Raw genomic sequence first — 11,340 nt, 5'->3', positions numbered from 1 at the left:
GCCATGTCCGATTTCACGACCTCTCTTCCTCGCCGCAGCGACATCAACCCGAAGCCGCTCGGTGTTGCCGCGCTCCTGATCGTCGCGGGCGCGCTGTATCTCGCGCAAACCGCGAGCGTGCGTCAGGCGGCGCTCTATGTCGTCGGCGCGCTGCTCGGCGTCGCGCTCTATCACGCGGCGTTCGGCTTCACGTCCGCGTGGCGCGTGTTCATCGCCGATGGCCGCGGCGCGGGCCTGCGCGCGCAAATGCTGATGCTCGCGGTGGGCGTCGCGCTGTTCTTCCCCGCGCTCGCGGCAGGCTCGCTGTTCGGCACGCCGGTGACCGGGCTCGTGTCGCCGGCGGGGACGTCCGTAATCGTCGGCGCGTTCATGTTCGGCATCGGCATGCAACTCGGCGGCGGATGCGCGTCCGGCACGCTGTACACGGTCGGCGGCGGCAGCACGCGCATGATCGTGACGCTCGCCGCGTTCATTCTCGGCTCGGTGATCGCGACCGCGCACATGCCGTTCTGGACCGCGTTGCCTTCGCTGAAACCCGTCTCGCTCGTCAAGTCGATGGGACTCGCGCCCGCGCTCGCGCTCAACTGGATTGTCTTCGCGCTGATCGCGGCGTTGACCGTGGTCGTCGAAAAGCGCCGGCACGGCAAGCTCGTCGCGGCGCATGTGCAGCCCGCGCATACGTCGCCGTGGCTGCATGGGCCGTGGCCGCTGCTGGCCGGCGCGCTCGCGCTCGCCGTGCTCAACTTCGCGACGCTCGCGTTGTCCGGGCGGCCGTGGGGCGTGACTTCCGCGTTTGCGTTGTGGGGCGCGAAGGCGGCATCGGCGATGGGCGTCGATGTGGCAAGCTGGCCGTACTGGATGAGCAAGCCGAACGCGGCCACGCTCGCCGCGCCGATCTCGCACGACGTCACTTCCGTGATGGACATCGGCATCGTGCTCGGCGCGATGCTCGCCGCCGCGCTCGCGGGCCGCTATGCGCCGGTATGGCGCGTGCCGATGCGCTCGCTCGTCGCGGCGATCGTCGGCGGTCTGCTGCTCGGCTATGGCGCGCGGCTCGCGTACGGATGCAACATCGGCGCGTATTTCAGCGGCATCGTGTCGGGCAGTCTGCACGGCTGGCTGTGGCTCGTCGCCGCGTTCTTCGGCAACGTGTTGGGCACGCGGCTGCGTCCGCTGTTCGGTCTCGAAGTGGAGCGCCTCAAGCCCACGGCCTGCTGACGCTCACTTCGTCGGCCACCGGTTTTCAAAGACGCATTCCTCCGGCGGCCGGCGCTTCGCCCAGCCTTCCGTTTCGAGCATCGGCGCGTCATAGAAACGTTCGACGTGCCCGATGCACAGAATCGCGACCGGCCGCGCGCCCGGCGGCATGGCAAGCAGCTCGGCGATCTCGCGCGGATCGAAGAGCGACACCCATCCCATGCCGATGCCTTCCGCGCGCGCCGCGAGCCACATGTTCTGAATGGCGCAGGCGACGGACGCGAGGTCCATCTCCGGCAACGTGCGGCGCCCGAAGACGTGATGTTCGCGGCCATCCATCAGCGCCATCACGAGCACTTCCGCGCATTCGCGCATGCCTTCCACCTTCAGCTTCATGAACGCGTCGCGGCGCTCGCCGAGCGCATCTGCGGTGAGCATCCGTTCGCGTTCCACCGCCGCATGAAGTTGCGCACGAACGTCCTTGCATGTGATCCGCACGATGCGCCACGGCTGCATGAAGCCGACGCTCGGCGCGTGCAGCGCGGCGTCGATGAGCCGCTGCATGACGTCCGGCGCGACGGGATCGCTTGCGAAGTGCCGCATGTCGCGGCGTTGCGCGATGGCGCGATAGACGGCGTTGCGTTCGGAATCGGTGAAGCTGTTGAAGGTTTCGTTCATCGTCGATAGGCGTGACATGCGCGGTAGCGCCACTGTATCCGCATCGCGCGGCCGTGCACAGCGCGCTCATGCCGATACGCGGCATACGGTGCGGTAGCCCACCATCGCGTGCACGAAAATGAGCGAACATGACCGATGCCGTTCGGAACAGGCACCGTCCGCATTTCCATCGATCAGGCCGACACATGACATTCGACCACGGCGTATTCACCGTCTCGCTGGACTTCGAACTGCTCTGGGGCGTGCGGGAGACGCGGACCATCGAAAGCTATGGCGAGAATCTGCGCGGCGGGCGGCGCGCCATTCCGCAGATGCTGGACGTCTTTCGCAAAAGCGGCATTCACGCGACCTGGGCGACCGTGGGCTTCATGTTTCATCACGATATCGCCGAACTGAAAGCCAGCCTGCCGCGCGTGCGTCCGCACTATAAGCGGCCGGGCATATCGCCGTATGACTATATCGATGCCGCGCAAAGCCTCGATCCGCTTTATCACTTCGCGCCGGAGTTAATCGCGCTGATTCAGGAAGCGCCGGGGCAGGCCGTCGGCACGCACACGTATTCGCACTATTACTGTCTCGAAGAGGGGCAGGGCGTGCGCGAGTTCGAAGCAGACCTGGAATGCGCCGTGGAAGTGGCCCGGCGCGCGGGCATCGAGATCAAAAGCATCGTGTTTCCGCGCAACCAATGCAACGACGCTTATCTCGCCGTGCTCAGCCGCTTCGGCATTCTTTGTTATCGCGGCACGCAGCACGGACAGGCTTATGCGGCATCCGACAAAGCGGGCCAGAGCCGCTTCAAGCGCGCGAGCCGCCTGCTCGATGCTTACGTGAGCGTATCGGGCCACAACACGCATGCGCTCGAAGACTGCTATCGCGCGATGCCGTTCAATTTTCCGGCGAGCAGTTTTTTAAGGCCGTTCAGGCGCCGCGCTGCGATGCTCGACGATTTGCGCCTCAAGCGAATCAAGGACGCCATGACGCATGCCGCCATTCACAAGCGGCTTTATCACCTGTGGTGGCATCCGCATAATTTCGGGCGCGATACCGCGCAGAATATCGCGTTCGTCGAGCGCATCGCGGCGCATTACGTCTTTCTTCGCGAGCGATACGGCTTCGTCTCGTTGAACATGGAAGAGCTGTGCGCGATCGGCGTACGTCATCACGCGAATGATCGTGCGCCAAGCGCGATCGAAGCGACGCTCTGAAGCGCCGCTTCTTCGGCTTTAGCGACGCGTTTCCTGCGACGTGGCCGGCGGCGTGATCGACGAATGGCCGAGCAGGAAGCGCGGCGTCTTGAATCGGACGATGCATGCGTAGAACCACACGTAAGCGCCGACGAACACGATGTCCGTTGCGAACAGCACGACCGGCTGATTCCAGAAGAACGAAGCCGGCACGACGCCCACGGCGCACAACGCCCACAGATAAGGCGACGTTCGCGCGTTGCGGCGGCTGCGCTGACGCAAATCGCGATAGTCGGCGCCGCGCAGCGCAATGCGGCGATAGATCAGCGTATGCAGATGGACGCCGTCCGGCTCGCTGACGGGCCGCCCGCGCACGAACTTGCGCCGGTATATCGAGAAGATCGTTTCGAATAGCGGGTAAATCGCGACGACAGCCGCATACCACGCGGAGACGTTCGGATGCCGCGCAATGAGCAGCACGAGCAGCTCGGCCATGAGAAAGCCGATGAAATACGCGCCGCCGTCGCCGAGAAAGATCGCCGCGCCCGGATAGTTCCACACCGCAAAGCCGAGAATGGTGCCGATCATCGTCAGCGCCACGCTCATGATGAGCCAGTCGCCGACTTGATGCGCGACATAGCCGATCGAACCGAAGATCAATATGGCCGATACCGATGCGAGGCCGTTCATGCCGTCGATCAGATTGATGGCGTTGGTCAGGCCCGACACCGTGAGCACCGTGAGGCCGATAGCCACCGGCAAGAGCGCGAGACCGCGATCGACGATAGGCAGGTCGACGCGGCCGAGCACCGCGTTCAGCCCATAGACCGCGCAGATCGCGCCGGCCATCGCGGCGAGAAGCCGAATGCGCGGGCTCACGCGCTTGGTCACGTCTTCCACGCATCCCGCGACGAACGGAATCGCGGCGCAGCCGAAGAGCAGCAAGGCATCGCCGAGCGGATTGCCGTCGAAGACGCCGCCCACGACGAAAGTGATACCCGTTCCGCCCATGATCGCAACGCCGCCGACGCGCGGGACGGGCACCGCGTGCATCTTTTGGACTCCGGTGAGATCCGTGTCGAGCCACCGCGAACCGGCACGGCTCGTGTGCTTCACGATCCAAAGTGTCAGACAAAACGATGTCAGGCAGCCGAGGGCGAGATTCAGCATTGTCGTGTGCTCATGGTCAACAGCGCGGACGGTCGATCGGAATCAGAATTAATTAGCCAATGCCGTACATGCGGGCCGATGACTCGGCCCTCGAGTCTTTCGATCAAGCCACTGCGTCGAAGCGAAACACGGATACGTAGCCCGTAAAACGCGCGATAACCCTATTTATTCCTGAGTCTTTTTTTATGATTAATCAGGGATATCCCGCTTATCCCAATCACGTTGGGAGTCCGAATATCATCGCGCGACATGCCTTTTGGATGGCACGTTTTTTTGTTGATGAAGTGTTGGCTAGGCCGCGTAGCCGCTAAGAATTGGCTGCTCTCACAAGCCTTCTTTTGTGCTTTCGAGCGATGGCATACACCGCGTGTGTCGGCATGATGACGACCCCTTTAACGCGGTAATCACATAATGGTCACGCATTCCATCGGCGCAGCACGTATCGGCCTTCGCGATTGCGCGCGAGGTCATCGCTCACGACGCGCGCGGGCACGCCCGCCACCGTCACGTTGGCCGGCACATTCGACGTCACGACACTGCCCGCGCCGATCGTCACTGAATCGCCGATTATCACGTGTTCGACGATGCATACATTCGGCCCGATATAAACGTTATCCCCAATGGTCGCCGCTTTACCGTCGTTGGAACCGATGGTCACGCCTTGCGAGAGATTGCAGTTCGCCCCTATGACAGCGGTCTCGTTGATCACGATATTGCCGAAATGCCCAATAAAGAGCCCCGGTCCCACTTGGGTGCCCGCCGGAATGATGATGCCGAACTGGCGCTGCTTGCGGCGCAGAATGATCTTGAGGAGTCCGCCAAGAAATCCGTGCGGCCTGGCCGACGCAAGACGGAACCACACCGAATAGTTGAATCCTTCCGATGAAATGAACTTGCGAACGAGCGTTCCCGTATCGGAGGAGCCTGCATAGCGGTAGAGATCGCTCCTGATCAGATCAAGCGGTTTCATCGGTAACCTAACGAAAAAAGGTGCGTTGCGCGGTAGCGTAACGGGACACGGATCGCGTATAAGTTTGAGAACTCACATTTCATTCGATGTATCCAAACGACGCATCAAGGAGCCCGCCGCGTCATGCGAAAAAGAAGGATTGCGCTCAAGCTCATTGCGCTCGGCGCGCTGGTGGAAACCCTCGCTTCGAAGCCGCTTCACGCCGCGGAGACCGTGAACGCCAGCACGTTCGGCGTGAAGGGCGACGGCACGAGCAACGACCGCGTAAGGCTTCAGACTGCGATAGATGAATCCGTCGGCAAGACGCTCGTCATCAGCGGGCGTTGCCGCATCGATGCGAAAGGGCTGGATCTGCGAAGCGGAACGCGCGTGCGTTTCGACTCCGGCGCGTCCATCAAGCTGCTTGCACACGACACGCCGTTCTACCAGATCATCCGCATCTGGGACGTGACCAACGTGGTGCTCGAAGGCGGCACGTTCGACGGCAGCAAGGATCTGAATGCCGCGCAGCCGAAGCGCCGCGACGAGGGCTACGGCATGGGCATTTCGATCGCGGGCAGCACGAACGTGACCATCAAATCCGCCACGACCATCAACTGCTGGGGCGATGGCGTGTATATCGCCAACAGTTATCGCGCGCAGTACGTGGCCCCCGAAGATATTCGCATCGTCGATCACCATGCGAGCAATTGCCGGCGGCAGGGCGTGTCCATTATCAGCGGCAGAAATATCGTGATCGAACGCGGCGTGTGGGAAAACATCGGAGGCACCGCCCCGTCGGCGGGGCTGGATATCGAGCCGAATTCGAATCGCGACGTGCTGGAAAATGTCCGCATCGTCGATCCCGTTACGCGCCGCTGCAAAATCGGCATTCTCGTTTTTCTCGCTGAAATGCCGGGGCCGCTTGCCAAGCGTGTCGATATAACGATTAGCGGTCATCGCGATGAAGGTTCGACCGATAATGCCTTCAGCGTTTCAGGTCTCGATACAAAGGGTTTTATTGTCAAAGGCCGCGTGGAAAGCCGTTCGCCCGTATGGGTCGATTCGCGGCTCGCTTCGGTGGAAAGCGTGGACTATGACAAGCGCGGTCCCGCTGTCGTGGTGACGGGGCTGCGCTTGATCCGCTAGACGAGCGTTCGCATGCTGTGGGACAGCGCGATACCCGCGCTGTTGCTCATCGTCATTCGGCTATGCGGCTATGCGGCGATCGCAGACGGCTCGCGTTCGCCGGCGCGGGCGCGATGGTATTTGCGCTGGTGGCTCTATCTCATGCGCTATCACGAAGGCGAATACGCGTATTTCATCGGCAGCAAGTTTGTGCGATGCAGTTCGTCATCGACGGTAAAAGCATGAACCATCGATGACGAAGTCGAGTTCAGGTCTTTTCCGAGGGCATTTTGCGCAGACGTTTCGCGCCCGTCTTTCTCGCCATGCTCTCGCCGCGAAGCACTCTGCGCAGCGCGCCGTAATCCGCGCGCATGCGTTCGATCTCATAGCGCGTCACGAGCCGCCCGCCGAAGCCCGACAGGAATTCGAGAATGGCCGCGGTCGAAATGCCGTCGAGATCGAAGATCAGCTTGCGTTCGCGTGAGATCCGCGCGGCTTCCCAGATCAACAGGCTGATGGCGCCGCCGTGCGCATCCGGGCGGCGCGAGGACAACAGGTAATACACCGCACGGTCGTCCCACACGAGCGCGGTCTCGGCAACGAGCGCGCCGTCTTCGTCGAACGCGCCGAGCATCACGCCTGCGTTGCGCTTGCGCACTTCGCCGAGCACGCGTCGCATGATGGTCGAGCCATACACGTTATTGCGTTTGCGAACGGCGAGATTGCTGTCGTAGAAGTCGACGAAGGCATCGGCGTTCGGTATCTCCCGTATCGCGAGACGCTCGGTCGCGCGGCGCACCCAGTTGCGCGTGTTACGACGCAAGGCCGACCACGCTTCGCTTTCGGTGCGGTCCGGGGGAATCTCCATCGTATAGCCGATGGAAACATCATAGCCATGCAGCGAGAACGCAATGGCCTCGGCTTCCGACATGCGCGTGTCCATCAATTGATGAAAGTGCGCGCACGACGGGAGTTTCGCCACGAGCTGACTCGCAATCTCCATGCGATAACACCATTCGCGCTCGCTGCTGCCCGCGCGTTGCGGTTTGATGACAGGACCGAGCGTGCGCGTGATCGACGGCAATTCGGATATTCGCCATATGCCTTTACGCTCCAGCATATAAGGCATTTCACCGATGACTTCATCGCCCTGTCTGACTTCGACGACATCCCATTTACCGTCGGTTGCCGCCTCGAGCCACCACGGTTCATGAAAGATCGATCGTGCAGTCAATCCTTGCGGCTTCACGTCGCTTGTCACGGCGATCTTGACATTTTCCTTGGCTTTATTCTGTTTGCCTTTCGCGGGCTTGGGTTTGATCGCGACAGTTGAAGAGCCTGCTGAAAAACATTCGTTATTCATTGTGCCTCGCAACTTGGTTCATGATGCAGTTCGCTATGCGTTTAATGTGCGCTGCAAAACTTCAGCACGGGCGTTAGCACGCGGCCGACAGCGTCCAATGGCTGGCGCGACGGAATGACAGACGCGGAGTCGGCGGCGTGAGTCAGAAGAGGTGATGCATGATTTCGACGATGTCAAGAGAATACGTCGGGCGACTTATTACAAGGGTTTACCGGAGCGTAAATGAGCAATCGAGTGCACCACTGTACGGCATCGCACGTTGCGCCAGTTGCTTCGCGATGCAAGATGCGCCAAGCGAAGGACAGCCAAATGATGTCTATTCACGAACGATGTAGCTTGCGTGAACTGCTCGATGCGCAAGCCATCGCAAACCATGTGCCGTCGCAGAGATTCTCATGATCGCACCAGCCACACGTATCGACATCATCGAAACGACAGATGAATTCCATGCGCTCGGAGACGAATGGCAAGCCTTGTGGCGGCGCGCGCGGGGGCGGCATCACGAGTCATTCGTGACGTGCCGGCTCAGTTGGGAATGCGTGGCGAAGCCGATGGGCCGGTCGCTTCGCATCATCGCGGTTCATCGCGGCGAGCGGCTCATCGCGGTGTGGCCGCTCGTTCGTTCGCGTAATCGGCTCTGGACCGTGATGCGTCCATTGAGCCCCGAATCGGCGGACTACACGACCGTGCTCGTCGACCCCGAACATGATTCAGTTGAACTGATCGAATCGATCTGGCGCGCGGCGCTCGAACGCTGCCCGGCCGACATCTTCCTGTTGCCGTATCTCGATCACGACAGTGCGCTCTATCGGCTCGCAATGGCGCATGAAGGATTGATGACGGCGAAGGCGCATCCCTATGCCATCGCGCGCCTGTCGCAAGAGAAGGATTGGGAGAGCTTCGCGGCTCCGCTCGGGACGCTGTCGGGCAAGAAGCCGGGCGCGCTGCTCAGGCGGCTCGAGCGGCAGGGGAAGGTCGAGATGCGCGTGCTCGGTCCCGACGACGCGGACGAAAACGCACGCATGGTCGACTGGATGCTCGAATGCAAGCGTGGCTGGGCCGAGCGCGTGGACAAGAAGGGCGCGTGGCTCTATTCGCAGGCGTTTCGCGATTATCTCGTCGCGCTGGCGAATCATCCCGCCGATAGCGAGGGAAAACCCTATTCGCGGATCATGGTCCTTGTGCTGGACGGCGTGCCAATCGCCGCGAACATGGTCGGACTCGGCCAGGGAATCATGCTCGGTGTGATGACCGGCTTCGACCGGGCGTTCGGCAAGTTCGCGCCCGGCGCGATCAGCATCGAGGCTTGGGTGCGCTGGGCGATCGAAAACCGGTTCGACTTCGATCTGGGCGCCGGCGCGGAGACGTTCAAGCCGTACTGGAGCAAGGGCAATGTGTCCACGGCGACAAGCGTGCAGATCGCGAAGTCGTCGTGGGGGCGCGTGGCTTTCGTCATGAACGACGGTATCAGCAAACTCGCGGCAATTCGCGCGGGAATGCGGCGCGGTAATGCGGAAATGACGTCGTAGACAAATGAAAGCGAAAGCGCGCCAATAAAAATATAATCGGCGCGCCATATCAATAATCGGAAGAATAATTCAAGCAATAAATGCGGTTTTCTTCATACGTGAAACCTGTCGTTCGGTAGCAACGACAACCCTTATTTCCCCTCTCGACGATTTTTTTTAAATCGTCCGATCAATAAGCAAGCGTTTTCCCGAATCCCGCGCTCCGCTTGGGATACGGAGAACGTACGTTCTCGCTATTCACACCTGTCCCCGCTAATTAGTTACATCGCGTTACGAAACAATCTTAATTGTCATACCACGGTGTGTATCATTCGAACCCGGTATCGGTATTACATGCCATTACCCGCAAGCGTTAGTCTGCGTTATGAAGTAAGTTTGACCGGCATCTCGTGACCAAAATGCTTCGGGCGTTTTATTGCCCCGGTTGAACGGCTTTGCCTTCGTCCGATTTTGCGGTCCCGACGGACATTTCTTTTTCCCAGTCGCCTATCAATAACGTCAAGCACAATGCCTTTTATCAAAAACAATCTGCTTTCTTCTGAACTAAACCAAAACCCGATTTTCACCCGCCGCAAATTCCTGACGGCTCTCGCAGCCGGCACCGGCACCGTGGCATTGGCCGCGTGCGGCGGCGGCAGCGCCGACGACCTCGCCGCCACCGACAAGCGCTGGCGCCGCGGCGGGGCCGCAACCACCTCGGCCGCGTCGAGCACCTCTGCGTCGAGCACGCCGGTCGCATCGTCCACCCAAGCAGCGGCAACCTCGTCGGCCGGCACGGTCGACGCCAGCACGTTCGGCGTGAAGGCCGACGGCGTCACCAACGACCGCGCGGCGCTTCAGAAGGCCATCGACGGTTCCGTCGGCAAAATCCTGCTGATTTCGGGCAAGGTCCGCATCGACTCAGCAGGCCTCGATCTGCGCACGAACTCGCACCTGCGTTTCGCGAGCGGCGCGTCGATCAAGCTGCTCGCGCACAACACGGCGAGCTATCAGATTCTGCGTCTGTGGGACGTGAACAACGTTCAGATCGAGAACGCGTACCTGGACGGCAGCAAGGAGCTCAACTCCGCGACGAACGATCCGAACGATGGCGGCCAGGGCATGGGCATTTCGATTGCCGGCGCGACGAACTCCACGATCACCTCGCCGACGACGATCAACTGCTGGGGCGACGGCATCTACATCGGAAGCTCGTATCACTCGCTCACGACGCCGAGCAACGCCATCACCATCACGAAGCACGTGGCGGACGGTTGCCGTCGCCAGGGCGCGACGATCACGAGCGGCAGCAACATCACGTTCGACACGCCGACGTGGTCGAACACGCAGGGCACGATGCCTTCGGCCGGTCTCGATATCGAGCCGAACGACAACAACGCGGTGCTGTCGAACATCAAGGTGATCAGCCCGACCACGAACAACTGCCGCTACGGCATTCTCGTGTATCTCGGCGCGTTGCCCGGCCCGGTCGCCAAGGCCGTGACGGTCGACATCACCAACCACCGCGATAACGCTTCGTATCACGTGGCGTACGCGGTCGGCGGTCTGCAGTTGAACGGCTATTCGGTGACGGGCCATATCAGCAGCGACAACCCCGTGTACATGCACTCGGCGCTCGGCTTCAGCAAGACGGATTGGGACAACGCCGGTCCGGCGGTCGAAGTGACGAACATGACTTACACGCGTTAAGCCAGGCGGTTTCCGGCTGACGGCAAAAGGGCTGCCCGCGAAGGCAGCCCTTTTGTGCATGCAACTGTCTTTTTCTGCCAATCACCTGTACTGCCCCTTAACTTTCGGCTGAAAATGCCGAAAACTAATGGCATGGATGCTGCTCTAAGTAACCCCGGCTGCGGGATTACCCCAGCGTCGATTCGTCTGGAGAGGGAATGGACTTCGCCATTACTGTCGGCACGATAGCGTTTTTCGCTGTCGTTGCGCTCGCCTTGCTGGCGGTGGCCGACGTGCTGCTGCCTTCGCGGCGGCGGCATCGGCGCGGCACGGACAGCGACGAAGGCAACGGCGAGCGTTCGCCTGGCGTCTTTAGCGGCGTGCGCGGCCGCATGCACAAGTCGGACGAACTGAAGCCGAAAGAAGCGGGCCATTCATCGCGCTCGGGTCATCACAAATGACTCTGCCTGTGCA

Annotated in this window: 12 protein-coding genes; 7 read left to right on the top strand and 5 right to left on the bottom strand. The window is 61.1% G+C overall.

All coding sequences use genetic code 11. The features are described from left to right. Window positions 1–3 precede the first annotated feature (3 nt). Complete coding sequence (locus tag AWB72_RS13930) at window positions 4–1,218, top strand: YeeE/YedE family protein (protein ID WP_040052614.1); 1,215 nt, start codon at window positions 4–6, stop codon at window positions 1,216–1,218. 3 nt (window positions 1,219–1,221) lie between these two features. Here the strand turns inward: AWB72_RS13930 and bluB are convergent, their stop codons facing one another. Continuing rightward, window positions 1,222–1,893, bottom strand: a complete 672-nt coding sequence (gene bluB / locus AWB72_RS13925) for a 5,6-dimethylbenzimidazole synthase (protein WP_244285622.1) — start codon at window positions 1,891–1,893, stop codon at window positions 1,222–1,224. A 167-nt stretch (window positions 1,894–2,060) separates the two neighbouring features. Here bluB and AWB72_RS13920 point away from each other — a divergent pair, with 167 nt between their 5' ends. Further along, window positions 2,061–3,080, top strand: a complete 1,020-nt coding sequence (locus tag AWB72_RS13920; RefSeq protein WP_052450080.1) for a polysaccharide deacetylase family protein — start codon at window positions 2,061–2,063, stop codon at window positions 3,078–3,080. Window positions 3,081–3,098: 18 nt separating this feature from the next. Here the strand turns inward: AWB72_RS13920 and AWB72_RS13915 are convergent, their stop codons facing one another. Together AWB72_RS13915 and AWB72_RS13910 are read right to left on the bottom strand one after the other, a co-directional pair. Beyond that, window positions 3,099–4,229 carry an MraY family glycosyltransferase gene (locus AWB72_RS13915; RefSeq protein ID WP_040052612.1) on the bottom strand — a complete coding sequence of 377 codons (1,131 nt, stop codon included), beginning with the start codon at window positions 4,227–4,229 and terminating at the stop codon, window positions 3,099–3,101. 415 nt (window positions 4,230–4,644) lie between these two features. Further along, window positions 4,645–5,199: a serine O-acetyltransferase gene (locus AWB72_RS13910; protein WP_040052611.1), complete on the bottom strand. Its 555-nt coding sequence runs from the start codon at window positions 5,197–5,199 to the stop codon at window positions 4,645–4,647. Between the two features lie 123 nt (window positions 5,200–5,322). Between AWB72_RS13910 and AWB72_RS13905 the strand changes: the two genes are divergently transcribed. Continuing rightward, window positions 5,323–6,327, top strand: a complete 1,005-nt coding sequence (locus AWB72_RS13905; RefSeq protein ID WP_040052610.1) for a right-handed parallel beta-helix repeat-containing protein — start codon at window positions 5,323–5,325, stop codon at window positions 6,325–6,327. Between the two features lie 12 nt (window positions 6,328–6,339). Further along, window positions 6,340–6,552 carry a hypothetical protein gene (locus AWB72_RS13900; RefSeq protein ID WP_040052609.1) on the top strand — a complete coding sequence of 71 codons (213 nt, stop codon included), beginning with the start codon at window positions 6,340–6,342 and terminating at the stop codon, window positions 6,550–6,552. A 22-nt stretch (window positions 6,553–6,574) separates the two neighbouring features. Here AWB72_RS13900 and AWB72_RS13895 read toward each other — a convergent pair whose 3' ends face one another. Further along, complete coding sequence (locus AWB72_RS13895) at window positions 6,575–7,567, bottom strand: GNAT family N-acetyltransferase (RefSeq protein ID WP_159459367.1); 993 nt, start codon at window positions 7,565–7,567, stop codon at window positions 6,575–6,577. A 497-nt stretch (window positions 7,568–8,064) separates the two neighbouring features. Here AWB72_RS13895 and AWB72_RS13890 point away from each other — a divergent pair, with 497 nt between their 5' ends. Beyond that, complete coding sequence (locus AWB72_RS13890; protein WP_040052608.1) at window positions 8,065–9,198, top strand: GNAT family N-acetyltransferase; 1,134 nt, start codon at window positions 8,065–8,067, stop codon at window positions 9,196–9,198. A gap of 362 nt (window positions 9,199–9,560) precedes the next feature. On the opposite strand, the gene AWB72_RS29405 is transcribed toward AWB72_RS13890, so the two are convergent. Continuing rightward, a complete protein-coding gene (locus AWB72_RS29405) occupies window positions 9,561–10,019 on the bottom strand; it encodes a hypothetical protein (RefSeq protein ID WP_244285621.1) in 459 nt (152 codons plus the stop codon). Between AWB72_RS29405 and AWB72_RS13885 the strand changes: the two genes are divergently transcribed. Both AWB72_RS13885 and AWB72_RS13880 read left to right on the top strand, forming a co-directional pair. Further along, window positions 9,997–10,887 carry a right-handed parallel beta-helix repeat-containing protein gene (locus AWB72_RS13885; protein WP_244285620.1) on the top strand — a complete coding sequence of 297 codons (891 nt, stop codon included), beginning with the start codon at window positions 9,997–9,999 and terminating at the stop codon, window positions 10,885–10,887. The genes AWB72_RS29405 and AWB72_RS13885 overlap by 23 nt on opposite strands. A gap of 197 nt (window positions 10,888–11,084) precedes the next feature. Continuing rightward, window positions 11,085–11,327 carry a hypothetical protein gene (locus AWB72_RS13880; RefSeq protein WP_040052607.1) on the top strand — a complete coding sequence of 81 codons (243 nt, stop codon included), beginning with the start codon at window positions 11,085–11,087 and terminating at the stop codon, window positions 11,325–11,327. The last annotated feature ends 13 nt before the right edge of the window (window positions 11,328–11,340 follow it).

The organism is Caballeronia concitans (assembly GCF_001544615.1).
Lineage (GTDB): Bacteria > Pseudomonadota > Gammaproteobacteria > Burkholderiales > Burkholderiaceae > Caballeronia > Caballeronia concitans.
This window is presented reverse-complemented; position numbering and strand designations above follow the sequence as displayed.

Excerpts from the sequence above, each read along its gene's own strand:
- AWB72_RS13930 (WP_040052614.1), top strand. The coding sequence starts at position 4 with ATGTCCGATTTCACGACCTCTCTTCCTCGCCGCAGCGACATCAACCCG.
- bluB (WP_244285622.1), bottom strand. The coding sequence starts at position 1,893 with ATGTCACGCCTATCGACGATGAACGAAACCTTCAACAGCTTCACCGAT.
- AWB72_RS13920 (WP_052450080.1), top strand. The coding sequence starts at position 2,061 with ATGACATTCGACCACGGCGTATTCACCGTCTCGCTGGACTTCGAACTG.
- AWB72_RS13915 (WP_040052612.1), bottom strand. The coding sequence starts at position 4,229 with ATGCTGAATCTCGCCCTCGGCTGCCTGACATCGTTTTGTCTGACACTT.
- AWB72_RS13910 (WP_040052611.1), bottom strand. The coding sequence starts at position 5,199 with ATGAAACCGCTTGATCTGATCAGGAGCGATCTCTACCGCTATGCAGGC.
- AWB72_RS13905 (WP_040052610.1), top strand. The coding sequence starts at position 5,323 with ATGCGAAAAAGAAGGATTGCGCTCAAGCTCATTGCGCTCGGCGCGCTG.
- AWB72_RS13900 (WP_040052609.1), top strand. The coding sequence starts at position 6,340 with ATGCTGTGGGACAGCGCGATACCCGCGCTGTTGCTCATCGTCATTCGG.
- AWB72_RS13890 (WP_040052608.1), top strand. The coding sequence starts at position 8,065 with ATGATCGCACCAGCCACACGTATCGACATCATCGAAACGACAGATGAA.
- AWB72_RS13880 (WP_040052607.1), top strand. The coding sequence starts at position 11,085 with ATGGACTTCGCCATTACTGTCGGCACGATAGCGTTTTTCGCTGTCGTT.